The 26,246-nt window shown below is 67.9% G+C and carries 17 protein-coding genes; 3 read left to right on the top strand and 14 right to left on the bottom strand.

Annotated features, from left to right (window positions below):
• Nucleotides 1–3 precede the first annotated feature (3 nt).
• From H7J89_RS17785 to H7J89_RS17805, 5 genes are all read right to left on the bottom strand, one after another.
• A complete protein-coding gene (locus H7J89_RS17785; RefSeq protein ID WP_264045101.1) occupies nt 4–1,329 on the bottom strand; it encodes a dipeptidase in 1,326 nt (441 codons plus the stop codon).
• 10 nt (nt 1,330–1,339) lie between these two features.
• The gene (gene acpS, locus H7J89_RS17790; protein ID WP_046182674.1) at nt 1,340–1,738 is read right to left on the bottom strand and encodes a holo-ACP synthase AcpS; all 399 of its coding nucleotides are present in this window, start codon (nt 1,736–1,738) and stop codon (nt 1,340–1,342) included.
• A gap of 31 nt (nt 1,739–1,769) precedes the next feature.
• Nucleotides 1,770–11,006: a type I polyketide synthase gene (locus tag H7J89_RS17795; protein ID WP_264045103.1), complete on the bottom strand. Its 9,237-nt coding sequence runs from the start codon at nt 11,004–11,006 to the stop codon at nt 1,770–1,772.
• Between the two features lie 544 nt (nt 11,007–11,550).
• Nucleotides 11,551–12,273: a DUF1906 domain-containing protein gene (locus H7J89_RS17800; RefSeq protein WP_264045105.1), complete on the bottom strand. Its 723-nt coding sequence runs from the start codon at nt 12,271–12,273 to the stop codon at nt 11,551–11,553.
• Between the two features lie 60 nt (nt 12,274–12,333).
• Entirely contained in the window at nt 12,334–13,236 is a 903-nt protein-coding gene (locus H7J89_RS17805; RefSeq protein ID WP_264045107.1) for a MerR family transcriptional regulator, read from the bottom strand.
• Between the two features lie 40 nt (nt 13,237–13,276).
• Here H7J89_RS17805 and H7J89_RS17810 point away from each other — a divergent pair, with 40 nt between their 5' ends.
• Nucleotides 13,277–14,482 (top strand): aromatic ring-hydroxylating oxygenase subunit alpha, encoded by a 1,206-nt coding sequence (locus H7J89_RS17810; RefSeq protein WP_264045109.1) that lies wholly within the window; start codon nt 13,277–13,279, stop codon nt 14,480–14,482.
• On the opposite strand, the gene H7J89_RS17815 is transcribed toward H7J89_RS17810, so the two are convergent.
• Nucleotides 14,465–15,826: a lipocalin-like domain-containing protein gene (locus H7J89_RS17815; RefSeq protein ID WP_264045111.1), complete on the bottom strand. Its 1,362-nt coding sequence runs from the start codon at nt 15,824–15,826 to the stop codon at nt 14,465–14,467. The two genes, H7J89_RS17810 and H7J89_RS17815, sit on opposite strands and share 18 nt — an antisense overlap.
• A 91-nt stretch (nt 15,827–15,917) precedes the next feature.
• Between H7J89_RS17815 and H7J89_RS17820 the strand changes: the two genes are divergently transcribed.
• The gene (locus H7J89_RS17820) at nt 15,918–17,384 is read left to right on the top strand and encodes an aldehyde dehydrogenase (protein WP_264045113.1); all 1,467 of its coding nucleotides are present in this window, start codon (nt 15,918–15,920) and stop codon (nt 17,382–17,384) included.
• 107 nt (nt 17,385–17,491) lie between these two features.
• On the opposite strand, the gene H7J89_RS17825 is transcribed toward H7J89_RS17820, so the two are convergent.
• The 6 genes from H7J89_RS17825 to H7J89_RS17850 form a co-directional block, all read right to left on the bottom strand.
• On the bottom strand, nt 17,492–17,914 hold the full coding sequence (locus H7J89_RS17825; RefSeq protein ID WP_264045116.1) for a maleylpyruvate isomerase family mycothiol-dependent enzyme: 423 nt from the start codon (nt 17,912–17,914) through the stop codon (nt 17,492–17,494).
• Nucleotides 17,904–18,353 (bottom strand): MaoC family dehydratase, encoded by a 450-nt coding sequence (locus H7J89_RS17830; RefSeq protein ID WP_264045118.1) that lies wholly within the window; start codon nt 18,351–18,353, stop codon nt 17,904–17,906. Before H7J89_RS17830 ends, H7J89_RS17825 begins: the two co-directional genes overlap by 11 nt.
• Nucleotides 18,350–18,880, bottom strand: coding sequence for a MaoC family dehydratase (locus H7J89_RS17835; protein ID WP_264046063.1), 531 nt, complete (start codon nt 18,878–18,880; stop codon nt 18,350–18,352). Before H7J89_RS17835 ends, H7J89_RS17830 begins: the two co-directional genes overlap by 4 nt.
• A gap of 5 nt (nt 18,881–18,885) precedes the next feature.
• A complete protein-coding gene (locus H7J89_RS17840; RefSeq protein WP_264045120.1) occupies nt 18,886–19,311 on the bottom strand; it encodes a nuclear transport factor 2 family protein in 426 nt (141 codons plus the stop codon).
• 95 nt (nt 19,312–19,406) lie between these two features.
• Complete coding sequence (locus H7J89_RS17845; protein WP_264045122.1) at nt 19,407–20,993, bottom strand: AMP-binding protein; 1,587 nt, start codon at nt 20,991–20,993, stop codon at nt 19,407–19,409.
• Nucleotides 20,994–21,014: 21 nt separating this feature from the next.
• Complete coding sequence (locus H7J89_RS17850; protein WP_264045124.1) at nt 21,015–22,142, bottom strand: aromatic ring-hydroxylating oxygenase subunit alpha; 1,128 nt, start codon at nt 22,140–22,142, stop codon at nt 21,015–21,017.
• A 151-nt stretch (nt 22,143–22,293) separates the two neighbouring features.
• Here H7J89_RS17850 and H7J89_RS17855 point away from each other — a divergent pair, with 151 nt between their 5' ends.
• Nucleotides 22,294–23,535, top strand: a complete 1,242-nt coding sequence (locus tag H7J89_RS17855) for a cytochrome P450 (RefSeq protein WP_264045126.1) — start codon at nt 22,294–22,296, stop codon at nt 23,533–23,535.
• A 51-nt stretch (nt 23,536–23,586) separates the two neighbouring features.
• Here H7J89_RS17855 and H7J89_RS17860 read toward each other — a convergent pair whose 3' ends face one another.
• Together H7J89_RS17860 and H7J89_RS17865 are read right to left on the bottom strand one after the other, a co-directional pair.
• Nucleotides 23,587–23,778 carry a ferredoxin gene (locus tag H7J89_RS17860; protein WP_046185638.1) on the bottom strand — a complete coding sequence of 64 codons (192 nt, stop codon included), beginning with the start codon at nt 23,776–23,778 and terminating at the stop codon, nt 23,587–23,589.
• 17 nt (nt 23,779–23,795) lie between these two features.
• Nucleotides 23,796–26,180, bottom strand: coding sequence for a CaiB/BaiF CoA-transferase family protein (locus H7J89_RS17865; protein ID WP_264045132.1), 2,385 nt, complete (start codon nt 26,178–26,180; stop codon nt 23,796–23,798).
• Nucleotides 26,181–26,246 lie beyond the last annotated feature (66 nt).

Raw genomic sequence — 26,246 nt, forward strand, 5'->3', positions numbered from 1 at the left:
CGGTCAGCCCAGGTTGGCCAGTAGCAGCGCCTCGGCGACAGCGGCGCGTTCCAGCACCCTCAGGTGCAGGCTTTCGTTGATGCTGTGCGCCTGGGTGCCGGGGTCCTCGACGCCGGTGACCAGGATCTTGGCTTGCGGGAACGCGTCGGCGAACTCGGCGATGAACGGGATGGAGCCGCCCATGCCCATGTCGATGGGTTCGGTTCCCCACGCCTGCCTGAAGGCCGCCCGCGCGGCGTCGTACACCGGGCCGCTGGCCTCGATGGCGTAGGGCTCGCCGATGTCGCCGCGGGTGATGCTGACTCGCGCGCCCCAGGGAGCATGTTTCTGCAGATGCGACGTCAACGCGTCCAGGTGCGCTTCGGCGTCACCGCCCGGCGCCACACGCATGCTGATTTTGGCGCGGGCTCGCGGGATCAGCGTGTTCGACGCTTTGTCGATGGGCGTGGTGTCGATACCGATCACCGTGATCGCGGGCTTGGCCCATAGCCGCTGAGGCGCCGAACCCGAGCCGATCTCGGACACCCCATCCAGCAGCCCGGAGTCGGCGCGCACCCGCTCGGGCGGGTAATCCACAGCGGCAGCGCTACTTTCGTGAAGGCCGGCGACGGCTACGTTGCCGTCGTCGTCGTGCAGGCTGGCCAGCAGTCGCACCAGCACGCTCAACGCGTCGGGCACCACCCCGCCCCAGAGCCCGGAGTGCAGCCCGTGGTCGAGCGTGGCGACCTCGACCACGCAGTCGACCAGGCCCCGCAGCGAAACCGTCAGCGCCGGAACGTCGGTGCTCCAGTTGTCCGAGTCGGCGATGACGATGACGTCGGCGGCCAGCGCATCGCGGTGGGCGGCCAGCAGCCGGCCCAACGAGGGCGAGCCGGATTCCTCCTCGCCCTCGACGAAGACGGTCACACCGACCGGCGGTCGGCCGCCGTGCGCCTTGAACGCCGCCAAATGCGTTGCGATGCCGGCCTTGTCGTCGGCACTGCCGCGCCCGTACAGCCGTCCTGCGCGTTCGGTGGGCTCGAACGGTGGCGACGCCCACTGGCCGGCATCGCCCTCGGGCTGCACGTCATGGTGGGCGTAGAGCAGCACGGTCGGCGCGCCCGGGGGCGCGGGATGGCGCGCGATGACGGCCGGCGCGCCGTCCTCGCTGACGATCTTCACATCGCCAAAACCGGCCTGCGACAAAAGATCCGCCACTGCCTGCGCGCTGCGGTGCACCTCGTCGCGCCGGCCGGGGTCGGCCCACACCGATTCGATGCGCACCAAGTCCTCGAGGTCGCGACGCACCGACGGCAACACCTCGCGGACGCGCTCAACAAGCTCACTCATGGTCTCGAGGCTAGTCGGCGGTCGTCTCCAGGATCGCCACCGCGGCCGCGGTGTCCCCCTCGTGCGTCAGCGACACGTGAATCGTCACGTCGGCAAGATGTTTGGCGATGTCACCACTCAGCCGCACCCGGGGCCGCCCCCACATGTCGGTGACCACCTCGATGTCGCGGTGAATGTCCTCGGGCAGCACGGGCCGCTGCGCGAAGCGGGATCCCGACCAGGCCTTGATCACCGCCTCTTTCGCCGCCCACCGGGCCGCCAGGTGCCGAGCCGCCGAAGAGCTCTTGTCCGACGCGTCGCGGCGCTCACCCGGTGTGAACGTCTCGGAGAAGACGGTTCCCGGCTGGTCGACCTGCTCGGCGAAATCAGGGATGGAGACGACGTCGATCCCCACACCGACAATTCCCATGGGTCGCCAGGCTAACGGATGGTCGAAGACGTCATCCGGCCGAGACCTCGTAGGCGTCGCCCTCACCCAGCCGCGACGCCGGGTTCAGCAGCATCGCCGCCTCCTGGCGCTTCTCCGGTGCGTCATGGTCGAAGCGGCGGCCCGACGGCCGCTCGTACATCGGCGCGCCGCCGGCGATGGCCGAGGCCAACCGGCGCTGACCGGCCAGCAACCGCGCCTCCGCACGCCGCTGGTAGTCGGCGCGCTGATCGGCGTCCAGTGCGGCGATGAACGCCTGCGGGTGCACCAGCGCCACCAGCCCGGACACGTGGCCGAACCCGAGGCTGGTCAGCATCCCCGCCTTGAGCGGGAACTTCTCGCCGAGCCGCAGCGTCTCGCGCACCCAGACGAAGTGGGCCGACCCGGCCAGCTCGTCGTCGACACAATCCAGGCTGCGGTTGGGCGGGATCACCCCGTCGCGCAGCATCTGGCACAGGCCCATCATCTGGAACACCGCAGCACCGCCCTTGGCGTGGCCGGTGAGGCTCTTCTGCGACACCACGAACAGCGGGGCGCCCTCGGAACGGCCCAACGAGTCCGCCAGCCGCTCGTGCAGCTCCGTTTCGTTGGGATCGTTGGCCAGCGTGGACGTGTCGTGCTTGGAGATCACCGCGATGTCGTCGGCCCCGACGCCGAGCTTGGCCAGCGAGCGCGCCAGCGCCGAGTCCCTGCCGCCGCGGCCGGCGCCCAGTGCGCCCAGACCCGGGGCCGGGATCGAGGTGTGCACGCCGTCGGCGAACGACTGCGCGTAGGCCACCACGGCCAGCACCGGCAGACCCATCTTGAGGGCCAGGTCGCCGCGCGCGAGCAGGATGGTTCCGCCGCCCTGGGCCTCGACGAAGCCGAGCCGTCGCCGGTCGTTGGGCCGGGAGAACTTCGAGTCGTGAATGCCCCGGCCCCGCATCATGGAAGTGTCGGCCGTGGCCGCCATGTCACCGAAGCCGATGATCGCTTCCAGCGTCAGGTCGTCGAATCCACCGGCCACCACCAGTTCGGCCTTGCCGAGGCGGATCTTGTCGACGCCCTCCTCGACCGACACCGCCGCGGTGGCGCACGCGCCGACCGGGTGGATCATCGCGCCATAGCTACCCACGTAGCTCTGAATGACGTGCGCGGCAACGACATTCGGCAGCACTTCCTGCAGGATGTCGTTCGGCTTGTTCCGGCCGAGCAGGTTGCCGTGATACATGGTCTGCATCGAGGTCATGCCACCCATGCCGGTGCCCTGGGTGCTGGCCACCAGGCCGGGGTGCACCCATCGCATCAACTCGGACGGGGTGAATCCCGAAGACAAGAACGCGTCGACGGTGGCGACGATGTTCCACAGCGCCACCCGGTCGGTGGAACTGGCCATGTCCTGGCTGATGCCGTACACGGTCGGATCGAACCCGCTGGGGATCTGCGCGCCGACGACCCGCGACAACTTGGTCTTGCGCGGCACCCGAATCTCGGTACCCGCCTTGCGCGTCACCTGCCAGTCGCTTGAATCGGGAACCGGCCGCACCACCGTGTGCTCGGGATCGAACTCGACGAACGCCCGGGCGTCGGCCTCCGACGAGACGACGAAGGTGAAGTCCTTGTCCAGGAACACCGACACCAGCAACGGCGACGCGTGGTCGGGGTCGATAGCGCCGTCATCGACGAACTCGCGAATGCCCACCCGCTCGACCACGGTGTCGTGGTAGCGCTCGACCAGCTCGGCTTCGTCCACCAAATCGCCGGATTCCGTGTCGTACCAACCCGGTTGGGGGTCGTCCTCCCAGCGGATCAGTCCGGTGGTCCAGGCCAGTTCCAGGACGCCGGCGGCCGAGAGTTCGTTGTCCACCTCCATCTCGAAGCGGGTGCGCGACGAACCGTACGGGCCGAGCTCGGCGCCACCGACGATCACCACCAGGTCGGCGGGGTCGACGTCCAGGTCGTCCCATTCCGGGGGCGGCGCGGGGGTGAAGCCGCGCGGCGGCGACGGCAGAGCGGCGATGGTGCCTTCGGCCGCCGCGTCGTCCGTGGCCTGCTCGCCGGACGTGGCCTGCTCGCGCGCCTTGGCGGCCAGTTCGGCCATGTCGAGGTTGGCCTCGGCGAGGCCGCCGGTCAGGTCCGCCTTGATCGGCGCGCCGGCCGCCGCGACCTTCGACTCGACGTCGCAGAGGTCCAGCAGCATGGCCGCCATCTGCTCGGTGGAATACGTGGTGACGCCGGCCTCCTCGACGGCCTCGACGATGGCGTCGTTGTGGCCCATCAGCCCGGTGCCGCGGGTCCAGCCGATCAGCGCGTGCGCGAGGCTGACCCTTGCGGCCCAGGAGGTCTCGGCGTGCCAGCGGCTCACCAGGGCGTCCAGGGCCGACTTGGCCTCGCCGTAGGCGCCGTCCCCGCCGAACATTCCGCGGTTGGGCGACCCGGGCAACACCACGTGCAGCCGCGACGCGATGTCGCGCTCGGCGCCGATCTTGGACAGGCCGCCGATCAATCGCTGCACCGCCCAGAGCAGGACCTTCATCTCCATCTCGGAGCGAGAGCCGGCCTCCGAGAGGTCGCCGGCGACGCGCGGCGCCGCGAACGGGAAGAGCAGCGTGGGAGTCTGCGCGTCCTTGATGTGAATGGATTGCGGCCCAAGGCTTTCGGTCTGCTCCGTGCCGATCCATTCGACCAGTGCGTCGATATCGGAGTAGGACGCCATGTTGGCGGCGACGACCCAGAGCGCCGCACCGTACCGGGCGTGGTCGCGATACAGCCCGCGGTAGAAGGCCAGCCGCTCGTCGTCGAGCTTCGACGTGGTGGCGATGACGGTGGCGCCGCCGTCGAGCAGTCGCGCGACGACCGACGCGGCGATCGAGCCCTTCGAAGCGCCTGTCACGACGGCGACTTCGTTGCTGTAGGGGCCGGGATCGGGGTTCTCGGCGCCGGCGGCGATGCGGCCGTAGAGCGACGCGTGAATCTGGCGACCGGCGGCCAGCGATTTGCCCTGCCACCAGGTGGCCTGGGTCGCGACGACATGGCCTGCGCCCTCGAACCTTTCGGACAGGCTCTTCCACTGGGCGTCGATGTCACCCTCGTCAGTCAGCCAGAGCTTGACCAGGTCCTCCCGGGCGCTGGCCCACCGGTCGTCGAACACGACGGCCTGCTTGGCGTCGAAAGTCGGCGCCACCAGACGTGGCCAGTCCGCGCCGAGTTCGGCGGTGACCAGGTCGATGAGCTCGGCGTCGGTGGCCGCCGGCGCCGCGCTGACCGGGTCGTCGTGGCCCAACTGGCCCAGGATCAGGCGGGCCGCCGAAGCAAGCACCCCGTCGCGACCGGTGATCTGATCGGTGAATTCGCTCAACGCGGCCGCGTCAACGGTCGCCCCGCCGCCGCCACCCGACGATGGCAGCGCCACCGAGATGCCGCGGCGCGCGGCGACGGATGTGACCGCGGCGTCGATGACCTTGTCGACCGAGGCGGCGTCGGCCAGCGCACCCTCGTGCAGGTGGCCCATGGCGCCGCCGCGCACGCTGGTGCCCTCGCGGGTTCCCAGCGCCACTTCGACCGTGACGTGCTTGGCCCAACCGTCGCCGAGCTCCCACGTCTTCTTGACCCGCTCGGCAATGGCGCCGGGCCGCTTGCCCGAGGGCCCCAGCACCGTGCGCAGCTGATCGTTGATCGCGTCGGAAAGCACTGGGCCGAAGGGCTTGTAGGTGCGCGCCAGCTTGGTCACCTGCGACCGCAGCCCCGCGAGGTCGGCCTCGGCGGCGCCGTCGATGGCGCCCAGGTTCAACTCCGAACCGAGGTCCACCAGCAGCTGGTTGCGCCGAGACGAGGCACCGTCGGTGATGGACTCGATGGAGTCCAGCTCCTCGATCTGGTCGATGCGCATCTTGGCCGACAGTGCGATCAACGCCAGGGTGGCGTCGGCGGCGTCGAACCCGATGTCGTCCGGTCGGGGGCCACCTGACGGCGCGGCCGCCGGTGCGGCCGGTGCGGCCTCCACGGGTGTGGCCCCCTCGGCGACCGGCTCCGCAACGTCTTCCGCTTCCGGCTCGGGGTCGGTGTCGGTGGCGAACAGCACCGCGGCGTCGCGCTCGGCGTTGAGCACTTCGACTGTGCTGTGGGCATATTCGGGCAGCTTCAGGGTGTTGGTGGCCAGCCCGGCGACGGTCGGCGCCGACTTCACGCCGATCTCGACGAACCGTTCCACGCCCAGGCCGCCCGCGGCCTCTTCGGTGAACAGCAGGTCCTGGGTCTCGATCCAGCGCACCGGGCTGGCGAACTGCCATGCCAGCAGCTCGATCAAGACGATGCGCGCCATGTCGTTTCGGCGTTCTGCGAGCCAGGTGTCGTAGTCGGCGAGGATCTCGTCGAGCGGCTCGGCGGGCACCAGGTCCCGGATCTCCTGGATGAAATCGCGGTCCAGGGTGAACGGGCGCGGCACCAGGTTGGGGATGTAGCGCCCGATGATGACGTCGGGATTCTTGTCCCGCGGCATGACGCGTTCCAGCGAGCGGCGGAATTCGGCCACCCCGACGCGCAGCACCCGCGAGTGGAACGGCACGTCGATGCCGGGCACCAGGATGAACGACCGCTTGCCGCCGGTGAGCTCACGACGGCGCTCGACCTCGGCTTCCAGCTCCTCCAGACCGCGGACCGTGCCGGCGATCGCATACTGCGAACCACGCAGGTTGAAGTTCACGATCTCCAGGAATTCACCGGTGCGGTCGGCGATTTCGGCGACGAACGCGGGCACCTCATCATCTGGCAGGTCGATCTGCGAGGGCCGGATCGCCGCCAGCCGGTAGTTGGAGCGGCCCAGCTCGTCGCGCGGCACGATGTCGTGCATCTTGGAGCCGCGGTGGAACACCGTCTCCAGCAACGCTTCCAGCTCGTAGATGCCGGTGACGCAGGCCAGCGCGGTGTACTCCCCGACGGAGTGGCCGCAGGCAATGGCATCTTCCACGAACGCGCCCTGCTCACGCATCTCGGCGACCTGCGCCGCCGCCACGGTCGCCATCGCGACCTGGGTGAACTGCGTCAGGTACAGCACGCCCTCGGGGTGGTTGTAGTGCACGCCGCTGGCGATGATGCTGGTCGGGTTGTCGCGCACCACGTGCAGCACCGAGAAGCCCAGCGTGTCGCGGGTGAACTTGTCCGCTTTGTCCCACACCTTGCGGGCGGCCTTGGACCGGGCGCGCACATCCATGCCCATGCCCTTGTGCTGAATCCCCTGGCCGGGGAAGGCATAAACCGTGTGCGGGGCGGCCAGTCGGGCCGTCGCCGACATCACCAGGTCTGAGCCTATGCGGGCGGAGACATCCAAAACCTCTGCGCCCTGGTCGATTCCGACCCGCTCGACGCGGAAGTCGACCTCATCGCCGGGGCGCACCATGCCCAGGAACCGCGCGGTCCAGCCGACCAGCCGGGCCGGGGGGCGCGCCTGGCCGTCGGTGGCGGTCACCGCGTGCTGCGCGGCGGCCGACAACCACATGCCGTGCACGATGGGCGATTCCAGACCGGCCAGCAAGGCGGCGGCCCGGTCCGTGTGGATCGGGTTGTGGTCACCGGAAACCACGGCGAACGGCCGCATGTCGACCGGGGCGGTCAACCGGACGTCGCGGCGGCGGCGACGCGGGGTGTCGGTCGCGTTCTCCGACACTGCGCCGCCGGCCCGCACCGGCTCGGTGAGTTCGGCCGCACCCGTGCGCCCTAGGATCGCGAACCGCTCGTCGAGGGTGGCGATCGTTGCGCCGTTGGGGTCGGCGATCGTCACCGAGACGCGGACGACACGGCCCATGTCCGTGTCGATGGCCGGCGAAGCCGTTGCGGTGACGGTCAATTCGGCCGCGACCTTGGGCAGCGCGCCAACCACGTGGGCGGCATGGTCGAGGTGGACCAGACTCAGCAGGCCCTCCACGACCGGGACGCCGGCGTCGGTGACCGCCGAGCCGATCGCCGCGAAGACCGCGGGCCAGCACAGGCCGACCAGCGCGTCGGGCACGGTGGTGAGACCGGGAGCCAACGGCTCCCCGAAGGTGGCGGTGACTCCGGTGTGGTCGGCGACCCGCTCGGGGTCCCAGTCCACCGCCACGGTGGTGGTCCCGTCGACGACGGCGGGCAGGAATTCCGGCCCGTCGACTCCGGCGGCGATTGCCAGCACCGCGCGCATGGCGGTCGCGGCGTCTTCGGTGGAGACCACCGGGGTGCCACCATCAATCGTGTTGGGGGGCAACGTGAACGGGATGTCGATCCAGATGCCCGACACCGGGACACTCAGCACCACTCGGTCGCCGTCGACCTCGAGCCGCGCCCCGGTGAACGAGTGCGTGGCGCGACGGCTTTCGGGGCCTTCAGAGCCTTCGTGCACGAGCCAGTCGGCGGGGTCGGCGATTCGGTGTACGGGGTTGATCGCGGTGCGGCCGGCCCACTGCACGTCGGGAGCGTCGAGCACGACGGCGAGCGGCCCGGTCACGTCGGGGCGACCCAGCCGACGCGACGCGACGGCCCGCGGCTGGCGGCCGGAGGACAACACCTCGTCAATGGCGGTCTGCTCGAAGCGGTCCAGCAATTCACCGACGGGCTCATCCATGCGGGTGATGCCGGCCACGGCCGCGGTGCCCGGGATGATGCACACCTGGTCGGCGTCGTAGCGGGCATCGTGCGCCTGCCACAGCGAGTCGCTGCGCCACCAGCGCCGCACGTCCTTGTCGATGACCGGCACGAAGTTGACCGGCTTGCCCAGCGTCTTGCACAGGGTGACGAAGAACGGGACGTCGGCCGGGTGCAGCTGCACGGTCTCGGCGTCGGGGTATTCCCCAAGCAGCGTGGCGATGGCCTGCTGGGGGCTCTCCAGTAGCGCCGGGTCATCGAAGAGCGTCTCGATCGGGCCGGAATCGTTTGCGTGCAGACGGGCTTCGGCGCGCTGCAGCATCTGCTGGAACCGGTCGCGCCAGGTGTCGGCCAGCCACGGGCTGCCCGGTGCGGCGGTGTCGGCGGTGGAGTTGCCCTCGCCGATGGTCAGCTCGACGTAACGCTGTAACCACTGCAAGTACGTCATGTCGGCGACGTCGCCGAAGTACGGCTTGGCGGTGTTGGCCATCGCCGCGATGATCTCGTCGCGACGCTCGGCGACGGCCTCCGCGTCACCGGCGACCTCGTCGAGCAGCCGCCCGCACCGCGAAGCGCTGTTGTCGATCTCGTGAATGTCGGCGCCCAGCTGGCTGCGGCTGGATGCCATGCCGCCCACGGCTTTTCCGGCGCCGACCCACTGTTCGGTGCCTTGCGTCTCGACCAGCATCCGCTTGACCGAAGGCGACGTGGTGGCCTCCTTGGTCGCCATCGCCGCGGTACCGACCAGGATGCCGTCGATCGGCATCAGCGGGAAGCCGTAGGCCTGCGCCCACCGACCGGACAAGTACTCGGCCGCCCGCTCGGGCGTGCCGATGCCACCACCCACGCAGACGGTGATGTTGGGGCGCGACCGCAACTCCGAATACGTTGCCAGCAGCAGGTCGTCGAGATCTTCCCACGAATGGTGACCACCGGCGCGGCCACCCTCGATGTGCATGATCACCGGCTTGGTGGGCACCTCGGTCGCGATGCGGATGACCGAGCGGATCTGTTCGACCGTGCCGGGCTTGAACACGACGTGACTGATGCCGACGTCGTTCAATTCCTCGATCAGCTCGACGGCATCCTCGAGATCCGGGATGCCGGCACTGATCACCAGGCCGTCGATGGCCGCGCCGGACTGACGCGCCTTCTGCACCAACCGCTTTCCGCCGACCTGCAGCTTCCACAGATACGGGTCGAGGAACAGCGCGTTGAACTGATACGTGCGGCCGGGCTCGAGCAGCGTGGCGAGCTCATTGACGCGACCGGCGAAGATTTCCTCGGTGACCTGCCCACCGCCCGCCAGCTCGGCCCAGTGCCCGGCGTTGGCCGCGGCGGCGACGATCTTGGCGTCGACGGTGGTCGGGGTCATGCCCGCCAGCAGGATCGGCGAGCGTCCCGTCAACCGAGTGAACTTCGTCGAGAGCTTGACCCTGCCGTCGGGAAGGCGAACGACGTTGGGGGCGTAGGTCGACCACGCCCGCGCCACCTCGGGGACGGCTCCGACGGTGAAGAGGTTGCGCTGCCCGCCGCGGGTCGCGGCGGGCACGATGCCGACGCCCAGGCCGCGGATCACCGGCGCGGTCAGCCGGGTCAGGATGTCGCCGGGTCCCAGGTCGAGGATCCAGCGCGCACCGGCCTCGTGCACACGGCTGATCTCTTCGACCCAGTCGACACGTCGCACCAGGATCGCTTCGGTCAGCTCACGGGCCAGCGCGACATCGAGCCCCACCTTCTCGGCCCAGCCGCCGACGATGTCGATGCCGTCGGCCAACCGGGGCGTGTGGAAGCCGACCTCCACCTGCACCGGATCGAAGACCGGCGAGAACACGTCCCCGCCGCGGAGCTTGTTCTTGCGGGCGGCCTCCTCCTTCTCGGAGATCTGCTGGCAGTAGAGCTCGAACCGGGACAGCTGTTCGGGGGTGCCGGTGATGACGACCGAGCGACGGCCGTTGCGGATGGACAGCACCGGCGGCAGCACGGTGCGGACGTCTTGCGCGAACTCGTCGAGCAGCCGGCTGATGCGCTCGGGGTCGGCGTTGGTCACCGACACCATGGGCGGGCGGTCGCCGAGCACGGAGATGCCGCGCCTGCGGGCGACCAGGGTCCCGGCCGCGCCGATGAGCTGAGCCATTGCCAGCAGCTCTGCGTCGCGGGCGCCCGCGGCCTTGAGCGCCTCGACCGCGAGCACCCCTTGCGAATGCCCCGCGACGGCCACCGGCGGGGTGGCTTTGAGGTCCATGCCTTGGCGGCCCAGCGCGCGCACGGCCGCGATCTGGGTGAGCAGCACGCCCGGGATGGACACCGCGGCGGACGTCAGGTGCTTGTCCGACGGGATGGGATCCTCGGCCGCCAGCGCGCGCACCCAGGTGAGCGGCTCGAAACCGATCGGCCGTACCACCACCAACTCTTTGGCGACCGGCTCGAGTAGCAGTTCCACCTCACCGGCCAGCGTTGCCAGGTCGGATTCGATGCCGGCGGACGACACGAGTTCTTCGAGGGTTTCCAGCCAGGCGCTGCCCTGGCCACCGAACGCAACGGCGTACGGCTCGCCGGCCGTCAGTCGGTCGACCAGAGCGTGGGTGTCACCGGCTGCCGCGTGGGGGCCTTTTCCATCGCGGTCAGCGGACATCCGGTCGTGCTCGTGGATCGTCACGTCTGTATCTCCCTCAATGCGTCATGTACGTCTTACGTATCAGTGCGTTCAGCCGGTCCGAAGGGGACAGGAACTCACAGAGTCCGTCGATTCCGCATCGAATCGCGACCGAAAATCTGTCTGGCTGGTGCGTTGTCGGCGGACCCCCCCGGGTGGGTTGAGCGGCGCGGCGGACTGCATCGGCTGTACTAAGAGTGTCATAAGGACGGACCCCCGTTTTGTGTGGTGATCGGTTACTGATGAGTTCTACGCACGGGTAGCCGTGTCGTGGATAACACCGGGTTTAATCCGCCGCGCGGGCGCCGCGAACAAACCTGCTGCATGCAGGTGGTTACGGTCGAGTAGCTATAACCGCCCTGATCAAAGCAGTTTTGTTATGTAATCGTTATGTAAAAATTTCGAGCCGTGGAGTCGCGTCGAGCGCGCTTCCGTCGCGTCATCGAGGTGACCCGTGCGACCGCTGTGCCGGAGAATGAGCGAACGAGTGTTTGCTGGGATCTCTAAGAGTGGCGGCCGGCCGGCGACCGGAGAGGGCGCGGGGAGGCTAGGCCCACTGCCCGAATTCCGGCTTGAGGATCTCGTTGATGTCCACCCCGACCCCGCCAACGCTGCGTTTGTCGATCTCGACCTGGTGTAAATGGGCGGCCGGGTGGGCGAACCCCTTGGGTGAACCCCAGTTGTGCTGCCAGAAATAAGTGCCCAAACCGTCGTGCAGCGCCCAGTCGATGGTCTTCGAATTGGCGTACACACCTGTGCGCTGATGACCGATCACCGACTCCCAGGACCGCAGGTAGGGAGCTACCTGCTGTTTGTACTGGTCATAGGACGGGTCGTCGTCGATGGAGGCGTAGATCGGCGCGCTGGCGGGGCCGCCCGCAGCGGCATGCAGCTGCATTCCGCGCTGCGCGTGCTGGAGACCGGCGTTGGCTCCGCCGAGCCAATCGGCGGTGTTGCCCTTGCCGTACTGGTAGCACGAGACGATCTTGAGTCCATTGCTGTTGAGGTCACGCGCCTCGGCGACCTGGATCGGCTTGCCCAACATCCAGTTGCCGCCGGGGCGCCGGTCCGACACGTACCTGATCGAGCCCACGGCGCCTGCGGCCCTGATCTGGCTGGCTGGGATGACCCCGGCCGCGTAGTCCAACAAGGTGCCGAGCGACGCCGACGCAGGTGCCGGACGCAGCGACGCACCGGCAACGCCCAGGCCCATTAAGGCAGGGGCCGCTGCCGCCAATTTGAGTACGTCGCGTCGCGAAACCGATGACACAAGCGTCAGAGTACGACAGCAACACCACCTGACACATTGACCACACGGGTCACATCTGCATCACAGTGGCGCATCGTGGGTTTGGCTCCGCTCCGCGCCGGGCAACACGATGACGCTCACGGCCTCCAGGCCGCGGCGAGCGGTCTGACGAGCGATCTCGTCGAGGAAGTGGGCGGCCGCGCTGTTGATCGATCCCGCCCAAGCACGGAACCCCTGCACGATCACGGGGTCACGCTCCAAGGACGGCTGCACGCCGCGAAGCACGCTGACCACGTCGTCGGGCAGCGGGTCGGCGAGCTGCCGGTCGATCCAGCTCTCAGCGAGTTCGGTTGCGGCCGCCCTGTCGTCGCCGAGCGCGATCACGTCGCCGGCGAGGTTGCGCAACCGGTCGAACAGCACCTGACGCCCCGGGGTTTCGGCCAATTGGGCCAGCAGGGTGCTGGCCGCCGGCGGTAGGACCATCTGCCCGAACAAGACCGGCACCGGCAAGTCCCACTCGTCGAACAGGTCGGCATACATAGTGGCGATGGGCGCGGACAGCGGCGCGGTGAGCCGCCCCATGACCCCGATGCTGTCGCGGTGGGTGGTCGCCAGCCTGCGCAGGATGTCCTCGCTGACGTCGGAGCCGGCGCAATCAGTGGCGGCGCGGGATTGGTCGATGGCCGCGATCAACTGGTCCAACCGGTCCCGCTGGCGCATCAGCAATGTTCGGTGCTCGTCGAGAACACCCGCCAACGTGGTGCGCCCACCCGCGATCAAGCGCTGGATGTCGTTGATGCTCACGCCGAGACTTCTCATCAGATCGATGCGCAGCAGGTCGAGCACCTGTTCCACGTCGAAGACCCGGTAGCCGTTGGACAGATGCTCGGCGCGCAGCAAACCGATTTTCTCGTAATGACGGATGCGACCGGAAGCGATCCCCGTCAGGGCCGTGACGTCGCCGATCAGCAACTGCTCAGCCACTCCTTGACCTTACAACTGTCGCAAGGTCTGTACTGAGCGGATGGAACGCGAGCAGCTGATCGACCTCACCCGCCGTGCCTTGAAGTTGGCGCGCGACAGGACCACCGACCTCGCCCCCGCCGAGCACCGCGTCGAAGCGACGTCCTATACGTCGGCCGGGCGCCATGACCGAGACCGGGCCATGATCCTGGCCAGTCCCCAGTTGGTCGGCTACGTCTCGGAGCTGCCCGCCCCCGGCGCCTACTGCACGAAGACGGTGATGGGCCGGTCAATCCTGCTGACCCGAACGGCCGATGGATCGGTCAAGGCGTTCGACAACGTCTGCCTGCACCGCCAGTCGCAGGTCGCAACCGGCTGCGGCAGCGCGAAGCGGTTCACCTGCCCGTACCACGCGTGGACCTACGACAACACCGGCCGGTTGGTCGGCCTGCCCGGCCGCGAGGGCTTCAGCGGCGCGGCGATCGCAAGGGCGGCGAAGCCGGCCGAAGCGGGTCGCCGCCCAACCACCGTGACCGTCAAGGCCGACGGCCTGACCGAACTGCCCGCCGTCGAATTCGCCGGATTCCTCTGGGTCGCACTGGATCCCGGGGCCAGCCTGGATGTCGCCGCACACCTGGGCCCCCTGGCCGACGAGCTCGATTCGTGGGGCATCGGGCGGTGGGCGCCATTGGGTGAGAAGGTGCTCGACTGCCCGATCAATTGGAAGCTCGCGGTCGACACCTTCTCGGAGAACTACCATTTCGCCACCGTGCATCAGCAGACGTTTGCCACCATCGCCCGCAGCAACTGCACGGTGTTCGACGCGTTCGGACCCCATCACCGATTGATCTTCCCGCTCAACACGATCCTGGCACTGGACGACGTCCCCGAAGAGCAGTGGGACCCGTTCCAGAACATGGTGGTGATCTACGCACTGTTCCCCAACATCGTGTTGTCGGTGACTATCGCCAACGGCGAGCTGTTCCGGATCTACCCCGCCGACCGGCCCGGGAGATCGATCACCGTGCACCAGAACTCGACACCGCTGGACGTTTCCGACGAATCGGTCGCCGCCGGCGCGCAGGCCGTATTCGACTACGCCCACGCCACGGTGCGCGACGAGGATTACCGACTGGTCGAACGCCTGCAGACCAACCTAGAGTCCGGCGCCCGCGACCATCTGCTGTTCGGCCGCAACGAGCCCGGCCTGCAGCATCGCCACAACGCCTGGGCCCGAGCGCTTGGCGAGTCAGCCGCTCTCGGTTGACGCGTCGGCGGATAGCACCGCCACGAGGTCGTCCAACAGCGTTGCCAGCGAGTCGGTTTGCGCGGCACGCACCGTGGTCAACAGCCCGACCGCTTCGCGTCGGCGGCCGCGGGCCAGCAGCTGCACCAGCAGTCCCGCCGCCATCTGTAGGTCCCGGTCGGCCGGTTCCATGTTCGCGACGGTGGTGGCCAGCACCTCGACCAACTCCCAGTCCCGATAGAGGGCCAGCGAGCGCTCGTTGAACGCGAAGCCGGTCACCGGCTGGCCCCACAGGGTTCCGCGGTAGCGATACGGACCCTCCATGTATTCGATGGGCAGGCCGTGCGCGGGGGCGGGCACCAGCGGCTCCCCGACGATGTCGAGTTGCATGGTGCGGCAGGTGATCCGGTGCCGGTCCGGCATGTAGCGGGCGGCCGCCTGCGGCCGCACCAATGGCTGCACCGCGTCCGGCCACCGCACGTAGCTGCTGACCGTCACTTCGACGTCTTCGGCACACTCCGGCGGCATGCCCGGGTCCGGATGGCTCGTCGTCACACCCGTAAACGGCTGCAGCGCATTGCCATTGGTGCGGTCGAACTGCCGCCAGATGCTCAGGTCCACGCCGTTGTCGAAATTGATGGTGCGCCATTCGTGGGATCTGGCCCGCGGGTCTCCCCCGGTCCCTCCGCCGCCGGCGTATTTCGGGAACCACTGCCGGTCGATGTGCCCGCTGCTGCCGGAAACCTGCTGGACGAGGTCGCCCCAGCGCAGGGTGCCCGTCATCGCCATGCCGGTCTGGAAATACGAGTAGGTTTCGGTCTGGCCGAAGCAGCAGATCTTCCCGTTGTAGGTCGACGCACCCACCGGTGTCGGTGCACGCGTTGGTGTCACGGCCAGGTCCAGCCGCATGGGCCGACCCGACTGGTCCTCGCCGACCAGGCTGACGCGGTACGTGTAGGGCAGCAGCTCTCCGTCGCCATCGCGGCAGGCGGTCCACGACGCGGTGCCCGCCGCGCTGGAGTAGTGGATGTCGAGATGGCCCGGGGCCAATGTCAGCTTGCGCCGCGCCCCGGGTTCGAGGTTCGCCGGCGGCATGTCGTAATCCGTGAAGGTGCCGTAATCGCCGGTGTCCAGATCGAAGAGCGCCATCGTGTAGAAATCGGCGACCAGGGTGCCACCGGGCCGGTTCTTGTTGAAGATGGTCAGGAAGGCAAACGACCGGTCGGTCTCGGCGGCATCGAGCTGCCCGGCGATGAACCAGGTGTCCGACTCCTGATCCGGGTGTTCGCCCTCGGCGGCGGGGAAATCCAGTTGGCTGTCGCCGGGCACCAACTGGAACGGGTAACTACGCCAATCGCTGGTCATATCGGCCCTCGCTGCTTTTTTCGCTATGTTAGCGTCAATAGAGAAATCCCGGTCACTGGCTACTTGCGCCCAACCCTCGAGGAAGTGCCCGATGACAGAAAACTCTGGCCACCGGTCTTATGACGAACTCTTCATCGGGGGTCAGTGGCGCAAGCCCGCCAACCCCCAACAGCTCGCCGTCATCTCCCCACATTCCGAAGAACCGGTCGGCCATGTCCAGCTGGCCGGCCCCGAGGACGTGGACGCCGCCGTCGCCGCCGCGCGGCACGCCTTCGACCGCGGGCCGTGGCCGCGGATGACCCATGCCGAGCGGATGGCCAAGGTCGAACAGCTCGCCGCGATCTACGCCGGCCACATCGAGGAGATGGCCGACCTGATCACCGACGAAATGGGCTCGCCGCGCAGTTTCAGCCGAATGGGCCAAGCGGCGGCCGCGGCGTCGCTCATCCATCTGGCGCTGGCCGCCGCGCGAGAGTTTCCGTGGGAGGAACGGCGCCAGGGTGTGCTCGGCGAAGTGCACCTGCGCAGGGCCCCGGTCGGCGTGGTCGGCGCGATCGTTCCGTGGAACGTTCCGCAGTTCCTGATCATGCCCAAGCTGATCCCGGCGTTGATCGCGGGCTGCACGGTCATCATCAAGCCCGCGCCCGAAACCCCTTTGGACGCTTTGTGGTTGGCGGAAATGATCGAGCAGCTGGACCTGCCCGAGGGGGTGGTCTCGGTGTTGCCCGGTGGACCCGAGATCGGTGAGGCGCTGGTGCGCCATGCCGGTGTGGACAAGATCGCGTTCACCGGCTCCAGCGGCGTCGGGCGCCGCATCGCGGCGCTGTGCGGTGAACAGCTCAAGCGGGTGAGCCTGGAACTCGGCGGCAAGTCCGCCGCGATCATTCTCGACGACGCCGACATCGGCAAGACCGTCGCCGGATTGAAGACCGCCGGCCTGATGAACAACGGCCAGGCGTGCGTCGCCCAGACCCGCATCCTGGTCAGCGATCGGCGCCACGACGAGGTCGTTGACGCGCTGGCCGACATGATGTCGGCCCTCAACGTCGGCGATCCGGCCGATGACGCCACCGACATCGGACCCCTTGTCGCGCAACGACAACAACGTCGCGTCCAGGACTACATCAAGTCGGGCCAGGCCGAAGGCGCCCGCGTGGTCCTCGGTGGCCAGGACAGCCCGTCAACACGTGGCTGGTATGTGCAGCCAACGCTGTTCGCCGACGCCACCAACGACATGCGCATCGCCCGGGAGGAGATCTTCGGTCCGGTCCTGACCGTGCTGCGCTACCGCGATGAGGACGACGCCATCCGAATCGCCAACGAGAGCGACTACGGCCTGGCCGGGTCGGTGTGGACCTCCGACATCGCACACGGCCTGGAAATCGCGGCGGGCGTGCGCACCGGCACGTACGGCATCAACATGTACACGCTTGATATCGGCGCCCCGTTCGGTGGGTTCAAGCAGTCGGGCATCGGGCGCGAGTTCGGCCCGGAGGGCCTCCACGAATACGTCGAGCTGCAGACGCTGGTATGCAAAGGGCAGCTCCCGCCGCTATGAGGTCTTCGATCGCCACGACGGGTCACGGCCGAGACGCGCGAGAAGCTTTGCCTGCGCATCGCCTTCGTCAGGCACCGCAACCGGAACGCTGAACATCCCCGACGAGCTCAGGGCCCGCGGGTCAGCAGGCAGGCCGTCGTAGAACTGCCGGCACCATGCGGGATCCAGCCGATCGTCCGCCCCACCGCGCGAGCGAGATCCCACGTGTGCACCAGGACATCGCGCGTCAGGTTCGGCATCAACCTGTACGCGTCCAGCTGAGTCATTCTGCCGGATTCGAAGGCCGCCCTCAGCGCGTCGTAAGTCAGTTGCCATCGCGCCTGCGGATCGTCTCGCGGTCGGTCCGGCTTCAATTGCAAGGGACGCAACACAAGTACGTCATGGAAACCGATCACGTGCTCGAGCACTCCTCGCGCATCCCATTCTTCGCATGGGGAGCGCCGATCCCACCTGCCATGCGCCGATCGGACGGCCTCGCCGAACCGTCGGCAGACCGCGAGATGCAGTGCGGCTACCTCGTCATCGGCCACTTGCTGGCATCTGCAGGGTGAGCTCGACCGGGCAGCACAGCGCGCCGTGCTGATTGGTCACCTGGATCTCGATGTCGACGAGGCAACGGGGCGGGTCCACCGAGTCGTCGCGACGCTTGGCCACCGCGCGTCCCCGGCCGACCATCGTGTCGCCGGCATACACCGAGCCCGCCAGCCTCAAGGAGCGCCGCACCACCCGGCTGCTCGGGCCGGCCCAATCGGTCGCGACGCGGTCGGCGAAGCCGGCGAGGTGCATCGTGTTGACGTAGATCGTCGGATTGCCCTGGCGCTGCGCGTATTCGGGGTCGAAGTGGCCCGGGAAGTAGTCCCACGTCGCTCCCGCGTTCTCCACCACTCGCTGGTAACTGATGTGGTCAACCACCTCGGGCAGGTCGACGGGAACGGTGATCTCGTTGAAGTCCAGGTCGTCGCCGGTCACGGGGATGCTCCGGGCGTGAAGCGGAACAAGGTGTTCCGGCAGGTGGCGACCAGCGTTCCGTCCTGGCGGCGGTAGGTCTCCAGCGTCTCGACGAAATGACCCACGCCCAGCCGCGTCCGCTTCTCCGGCGACACCGACACCAGCTCCTCGACGACGGTAAGGACGTCGCCCTCAACGATGGGCAACACGAACTCGACATCATTGGCCGCGTTGATGAACGTGGTGCCCGGCAGCGGCACTCGCAGCACCAGCGACGCCTCCGGCGGCCTGCCCTGCGGCTGCCACGGCGGAGGGATCAGCCAACCCATCAGCAAGGCCGGCGGCGCCAGCAGACCTCCCCATTTCCGGTGGGCGAATTCGGCGTCCCAGTAGGACCGATTGCCGTCGTGGACCATCGCGGCGAACAACTGGATGCGTGCACCGCTGACCGCCGTGGCCGCGGTGCGCGGCTCGCTCGTCGCGCCGACCATGCGCAGCGCGTCTTCATAGGTGCCGAAGGCCAGCTGGTAACCGAGGTCCGGGTCCACGCGGCTCACATAACGAGCGGGTGCCGACTGGGCACCGAATCCCATTGCAGCGCACGGGAAGTGAAGTACCAGCCACCACGCTCGTAGATCAGTGTGTCCCGGAATACCCCCGTGGCACGCAGCGTGGTGTCGCCGTACATGCTGGCGAAAAGCAAGACGACGCAACGCTGGACGGCGTTGACCCCGTCGACCCGGATCTCGTGGTCGACCGTCACCAGCCGTTGTCCGTCGCCGCCGTCGAACGCCGCACGCAGATCGTCGAACGTGTCGCCATCACGTTGGTAGGTGGCGCCGGCGTGGCGGAACGTGGCAATCCAGCGCTCGCGGTCGTCCTCGGAGTACGCCCGGTTGTGCCGGGCGTTCAGATTGAGGATGGCAGCGCGGCCCGTGGCGGCCTGCAGCATTTGCTGTTCCTGATAGGACATGGTCATTTCGGTCTCCAGCCTCTCCCGGGAAACGACTGCCAACGAGCGGACGGATGCAACGGTAAAGTCACTTGCCGACTAACACGTAACATTAACGTAACTTACCGGCTAACGATATAGCCCTGAGCTTCACGATCCCACGCCTCTCGAGTCACCCCCCGCTCGCGCAACAAGTCCTTACGTATCCGCCCGATGACAGTTTTCGGGAGTTCGCTGACGGTCTCCACGTATCGGGGCACGCAGAAGTACGGCATCCGCGCCGAGCAGAAATCGAGCAGCTCGGCGTAATCCACTGTGGCCCCGGGTCGCAACGTCACGATCACCAGAATGTCGTCTTCACCCAACGCGCTGGGCACCCCGACCGCGGCGGCTTCCGCCACGGCGGGATGGCTCGTGACCACGGTTTCCACCTCGACCGAGGAGACGTTTTCACCGCGCCGGCGAAGCGAATCTTTTGTGCGGTCGACGTATGTCAGGTTTCCCTCCGCGTCGAGCCGGCCGACGTCGCCGGTGCGAAACCATTCCGGGTGTGAAATGACCCGCATGCCTTGCGCGACATAGCCTTCGCTCATCACGTGCGGGTACCGGGGCCGGCAGGCGATTTCCCCTGCCGCGCCGGCGGGCACCGGGTCACCGCCTGCGTCGACGATCCGCACGTCGAAATTCGGATTGGGCCGGCCCGATGTTCCGGGAACCCCTTCGTCGGCCAGGGCCTTGACGGCGATCGGAAACGCCTCGGTCATCCCGTACATCGTGACGATGCGGCAGCCGTAACGCTTTTCGATCTCGCGATAAGCCTTGGCGTCGATCGGAGCCGCCGAGATGAACCGCAACGGCAACTGGGCGTCACGCGGATCCGCGGGCAGGTTATGCAACATCGACACCATCGCGCCGGCGCCGGCGAAGCCGACGGCACCGCGGGCGCGGATGTCGTCCCACACCTCGGCGGGGTGAAACGCTTGCGCCAGCACCGTCGTCGCGCCGAGCAGCATCGGGGCGAGCACGCTGGGGGCGGCGCTCAGGTGAAACAGCGGCATCGCTGTCCACAGCACCTCCCCGGCGCGCAATTCCCAGGCCGACGCGACCGTCGCGGCCACCGTGAACAGGTAAGGCCAGGTCGTGGCAACCGCTTTCGAAGACCCGGTGGTGCCCGACGTATAGAAGAGACAGCCCACGTCGTCCGCCGCCGCGTCGACGTCTGCGACCGGAGGGGCGCCGCCTCGGCTCAACTCCGCGTCAAGTGAATCACCTTGCAGCACAACGGTCGGCGCGATCTTTAACGCCCCGGCAACCTCGTCTACCCGGGGCCGGCGGCCGGCGTCGGTCAGGATCACCTTGGCCTCCGACAGCCGCAGGGCGTGCAGCAGGAAATCCCCTTTGTTCGCGGCATTGACGGCCGCGCTGACCCCGCCGATGCGCGCCGCTCCCAACCAGAAGTAGACCCATTCCGGGCAGGTTCCGGTGAACAACGCCACGCTATCGCCGCGGCCGACACCTAACGCGGTGAGTATGTTCGCGGCTGCGCAGGAGCGCTGCCGCATCTGCTCGAAGGTCACGTCAACGCCGGCGATCGACATCATCACCCGGTCGGGATACTGCTCGGCCCGCCGGTCGAGCACGGCCGGGACCGTGAAACTTTCGACGCCGAAGTCGGCGGGCCCGGGAGGTCCGCTCCGGTCGGGACTCATGAGACTTCCAGGGGCTTTCGCTCAGGCTTTCGCGGCCGCCGGGTCGGGCTCACCGTCGGCCGTGTACCCGAAGTCGGACGGCGACGGCTGCGTGCCCGGGTAGAAGCGGTGCGCCCAGCGGCGAAGGGCGGCATAGTCGTGCGCCTCTTCGGGAGCCAGGTTCGGCTTCTCCAGGTACTTCATGTTCTCCCACGTGAAGAAGTCCTGCTTGATCACCTCTTGCTGCAGCGCCAGGAACTTGGCCGCGCGACCGGTCGGCGCGTCACCGGTGTCGCCGGGCTCGCGGACGGACGCCTGCGTGTAGAAGTAATCGGTGTAGTCCTCGTCGACCGGCGTCTGCCCGGTCACCTGAACCGTGGCCACCAGCTCGCTGGGGAAGCGGACGACCCCCAGCCCCAGCGAGTAGTTGTCGTAGATGATCTTGGCGTCGACCGGCCCATTGGGAGTCAGCCAGGTCGACGCGCGGCCGCCGCCGAAATGCGCGTTGACGGTCGCGTGCAAGTGGTAACCGGACACCTCGAACGACGCGGTGGTGGCCGGGTTGGCGGCCTTGTGGACGTATTGCACGTGATACGGGTCCGCGGCGTTCTCGATGATCATCTGCGGGTGCACCTTGACCCGGTTGATCATCTGCGTGTGCGGGTGCAGTGGGTAGTACTCGTTCGTTTCCAGCTCGGGCAGCACCGGGGGTTGCCAGTACGGCGGCCGCCCGTGCCGCTCGTGCCACACCAGCACGAAGCCGTACCACTCCATGCTCGGGTACGTGCGGATGCGGACGTTGTTCTTGCACCCGATCTTGCTGTACGGGATCAGCGCATTGCTGCCGTCGCCACGCCAGCGCCAGCCATGCCACGGACAGACGATGTTCTCGCCTTCTACGGTGCCGCCGACGGCGAGGTTTGCGCCGAGGTGCTGGCAGTAGGCGTCCATCACGTGCACCTGGCCGGACTCGGTGCGGAAGATGACGAGTTCCTCACCGAAGTAGTGGGCGCGCTTGACCTGACCGGCGGTCAGGTCCGATCCGAAGGCGACGATGAACCAGCCCGTCGGGAACCGATACGTCGACAGGGCAATGCCCGACTGCCCGAACTCGCGTTCCGATGGATCCCCGGCCGAATCCGACGCCGGGTCAGTAATTGTGTGCGTCACAAACTCTCCATATCCCGCCCAGACCAAGGCGAGCCGAGCGCAACTTGGCCGCCCTTCACTCACCGCGGTTCGACGACGAGGTCTATTTTTACTACTTAAGCATTGAACGTCAACGCGGCAGCAGACGCGCCCGGGCAGAGCGGAGTTTCAGATGACGGCTGCGGCAGTGGACCTTTCCGATTTCGCCCTGTGGCGCAACGGGTTTCCCGACGAATTGTTCACGGACTTGCGCCGCAACCGGCCACTTTTCCGCCACGACCTGACCCCGGGCGTCGCCAAGACGGTCCAACGCCAGTTCTGGGTGGCCACCAAGCACCGGCACGCGGTCCGGCTGCATCGCGATGTCGAGTCCTTCACCGCGGTCGACGGCCCGCTCATCCAGCCGGTGGGGATGTTCTCGTCGTACCCCACCATCATCAACATGGACCCGCCCGGGCTGAACAAGCGCCGCAAGCTGATCTCGAACGCATTCAATCCGCGGGCGATCGCCAAGCTCGAGGACGGCATCCGGGCGAGGGCCGCGCGCCTGATCGACCACCTGCTCGCCGAGGGCGGCGGTGATTGGATCGAGGACGTGGCCGACGCCCTGCCGATGACGGTCATCGGCGACATCATCGGCATACCGGAGGACGACCGACCCCGAATCTTCGACGGCCTGGACCGCATATTGAAGGCCAACTCACCGGAGGTGCAGCTGAGCCGGCAGGACGAAACCGACCTCTACGCCAACATCTTCGGGTACGCGATGGACCTCACCGCCGAGAAACGACGCAATCCCACCGACGACATCTGGAGCACGTTGGCGACCGCGGTGATCACCGGCGAAGACGGTGATCACTTCAGCTTGCCGCCTCACGAACTCGAATTCTTCTTCTTCGTGCTGGCGTTCGCCGGCAGCGACACCACCAAGAATGCGCTGGCCATCGGGCTGCAGGCATTCGTGGCGAACCCGGAGCAGATCGATCGCTATCGCGAGCAGGAAGCCCTGCGGCCCAGCGCCATCGAGGAAGTATTGCGCTGGGCGTCACCGGTCGCATACTGGACGCGTACCGCGAAGGTGGACGTCGAGATGGACGGCCAGCGCATCGCGAAGGGCGAGCGGGTGGTGTCGATGCTGCGTTCGGCCAACCGCGACGAGGAGGTCTTCGAATCTCCGTTCACCTTCGACATCGGTCGTCAGCCGAACCCGCAGGTGGCCTTCGGTGGCGGCGGGCCGCATCACTGCCTGGGCGCCATGCTGGCGCGCGCGGAACTGCGCGCCGTGTTCGACGAACTGTTGCTGCGGTGCGACAACATCGCCCTCGGCCCGGCGAAGGTGGCTTATCCGAACCTGACCACGAACATGTCGATTTACGACGAAATGTCGATCTCGCTGGGCGAACGCACATCATGATTGCCCGACTTACTCGCGCCGTCCCCGTGCCCGCCGTCAGGCGCTGATCCCTCAGTCGATCAGCCGCAGCGCGGCCTTGGGGCACTGGTCCACCGCGGCGCGCACATCGATCTCCAGCCGCGGCGGCACGGGCCCGTCCGCGATCTGCACCACGTCCTCGTCCCCCAGCTCGAAGACTTCCGGTGCCAGCGATTCGCAGAAGCCGTTGGCCTCACAAAGGTTTTCGTCAACCGTCACGCGCATCAGATGCCCTCCACTTCTCACAACCCCTTGGGTCGGGTCCCGATCACCCCGCTGGTTGCGAGGCGCGTCAGTTCTTCGTCGGTCAACCCGCACCGCTCGCGCAGTATCTCTTCATTGTGCTCGCCCAGCCGCGGCGGTGGCCGCAGCAACCACCTGTCCTGGCCGGCCAACTGGGCGAACGGCGGGCACGGATAGAGACCGGCGCCGGTGCTGGGGTGATCCAGGGTCTCCAAGAATCCCCGATGGCGCAATTGGGGATTCTCGATGACCAACGACGGCGACACCACCGGTGCGGCGGGGATGCCGGCGGCGGCCAACCGCTCCACCGCCGGGTCGAGGGGTTGGCGGGCGAACCAATCCGCCAGCCGGCGATCGACGTCGTCGGCCCGCTGTCGCCGCCCGGCGACGGTGGTCAGCTCCTCGTCGCACCACGCCGGTCGATCCATCACCTCGACCAGGGCACGCCATTGCCGGTCGTCGCGCACGGTGACCGCAATCCAGTCGTCGTCGCCCGCACACCGGTAGATGTTTTGGATCGAGTCGCCGTGACCGCGGTTGCCCCGCCGGGTCAGGGTTATCCCGAAGACCTCGGATTCGATCGCCTGTATCGCGGTGGCGTTCAGCACCGTTTCGAGCATCGGCAGCTCGAGTTGGAGCCCCGACCCGGTGCGTTCGGCGAAATTCAGCGCGGCCAACACAGCGAACGCCGCGTGCACACCGGCCAGCGGATCGCAAGCCCCGCGCGGTGTGACCGGCGGAGTCTCGGGCAGCCCGGTCACCCAGGCCAGCCCGGCGATCTGCTCCATGGTGGGGGCGAATCCGACGCGGTCCCGCCACGGTCCGTCCAGCCCGAACGCGGGCATCCGGGCGACGACGAGCTTGGGGTTGACGTTCAGCAGCGCATCGGCCGTCAGGCCGAACTGGTCCATCACGCGCGGGGAGAAGTTCTCGATCACCACGTCGGCGCCGGCGGCCAGCTCGGTGAACAGGCGGCGCCCGTCTTCGGAGCCCAAATCCAGTGTGACGGAACGCTTGTTGGTGTTCATGGCGTGGAAGACCCAGCCGTACTCCCACCAATCGTCGACGTCGGTGCGCATGCCGCCCGAGTATCGAATGCCGTCGGGGCGCTGTATCGACTCCACCTTGATGACGTCGGCGCCGAACGCGGCCAGCAGGTGGGTGGCCGCAGGACCGGCCCAGAACGCGGTCAGGTCGACGATGCGCACACCCGCCAGGGGTAGCCCGACCGGCGTCGCGGCCGCCGCGGATTCGCTTCGGGGCCAAACGGTCTCGTCGTAGGCCTCGCCGAGCGCTGGGGCGGCCCGTGGCGGGGCGGGCGCGCAAGCTGACATCAACCAGGGTGGCCGGGGCTGCTGGAAGCCGGCGGGGTTGCGGACGAACGCCCCGCGCTCGGTCACGTATTCCATCTCCCGGATCGTCGAGCCGTTGCCCAGCGCCGCGATGGGCAGCCGGAACAGTTGGCCGAGTTCGACGATTTCCTCGACGGTGCGTTCGGCCAGCCATGGGCCGATCTGTTCGCGGATCAGGTCACGATAGGCCCACCTGCCGATCTGGAAGCGGAGCTGTTCGATCTCCTCGAGCTGCGGGCATTCGACCATGGCAAGGAAGTCGAGCCATTGCTGGCCGGTGACCATGGTGATCCCGACGTACCCGTCCTTGGCGGGCTCGATCGATGGCACTTCGAGCGTCCGGCGGATCGGGGGCACCCGCAGCAGCTGGGAGTGCAGCCATTCGCTGCTCTGCATCGCGGTCAACGCCTCGAGCATGGAGAGATCGAGGTGCTCACCGGGGCCACCGCGCTCAACACGGCGGCGCACGGCCAGTACGCCGAACGCGGCGTAGACGCCGCCCATGTACTCCCCCAGGTCGCCGCCGATCGCGATGGGCGGCCCCGCCGGATCGCCGCGGAAGCCGGGCGAGCCCGCCCAGGCCTGCAGGGTGAATTCGCTGGCGGCACGGTCGGCGTACGGTCCGGTCCAGCCGAAGTCGGAGATCGTGACGATGATTGCGCGCGGACAGTCTGCCATCAGCCGCTGCGGGTCAACGCCCAACGCCGCGGCCTGCTCCCGGCCGGCAGTGACCACCACCACGTCCGCGGCGGACAGTTCGGCGGAGAAGCGCCCCACGTCGGGCGGGTAAGTCATGCTGCGCTTGCCGGCATTGAGGTAGGCGAAGAACGGCGAGCTCTCCCCGTCCGGCACCGGCGATCCGGTGGCGGAATACCGGCGGAGCCAATCGCCTTGCGGCGGTTCAATTTTGCACACCTGCGCCCCGGCGTCGACCAGCAGCTTCCCGCAGTAACTGCCGGCGATCCGGTCACTGATCTCGACGACACGCAGGTCGTGCAGCGGTGTGGGCCGGCTGTCGGACCGCTCGCTCACTTACACCCGCCCTCCCGATCGACACGCGATCGAAGAAGCTGTTTATACCAGTACTGCTAAAATAGC

The sequence above is a fragment of the Mycobacterium paraffinicum genome, assembly GCF_025822865.1.
Classification (GTDB): domain Bacteria; phylum Actinomycetota; class Actinomycetes; order Mycobacteriales; family Mycobacteriaceae; genus Mycobacterium; species Mycobacterium paraffinicum.

Excerpts from the sequence above, each read along its gene's own strand:
- H7J89_RS17785 (WP_264045101.1), bottom strand. The coding sequence starts at position 1,329 with ATGAGTGAGCTTGTTGAGCGCGTCCGCGAGGTGTTGCCGTCGGTGCGT.
- acpS (WP_046182674.1), bottom strand. The coding sequence starts at position 1,738 with ATGGGAATTGTCGGTGTGGGGATCGACGTCGTCTCCATCCCTGATTTC.
- H7J89_RS17810 (WP_264045109.1), top strand. The coding sequence starts at position 13,277 with ATGGAACGCGAGCAGCTGATCGACCTCACCCGCCGTGCCTTGAAGTTG.
- H7J89_RS17815 (WP_264045111.1), bottom strand. The coding sequence starts at position 15,826 with ATGACCAGCGATTGGCGTAGTTACCCGTTCCAGTTGGTGCCCGGCGAC.
- H7J89_RS17820 (WP_264045113.1), top strand. The coding sequence starts at position 15,918 with ATGACAGAAAACTCTGGCCACCGGTCTTATGACGAACTCTTCATCGGG.
- H7J89_RS17840 (WP_264045120.1), bottom strand. The coding sequence starts at position 19,311 with ATGACCATGTCCTATCAGGAACAGCAAATGCTGCAGGCCGCCACGGGC.
- H7J89_RS17845 (WP_264045122.1), bottom strand. The coding sequence starts at position 20,993 with ATGAGTCCCGACCGGAGCGGACCTCCCGGGCCCGCCGACTTCGGCGTC.
- H7J89_RS17855 (WP_264045126.1), top strand. The coding sequence starts at position 22,294 with ATGACGGCTGCGGCAGTGGACCTTTCCGATTTCGCCCTGTGGCGCAAC.
- H7J89_RS17860 (WP_046185638.1), bottom strand. The coding sequence starts at position 23,778 with ATGCGCGTGACGGTTGACGAAAACCTTTGTGAGGCCAACGGCTTCTGC.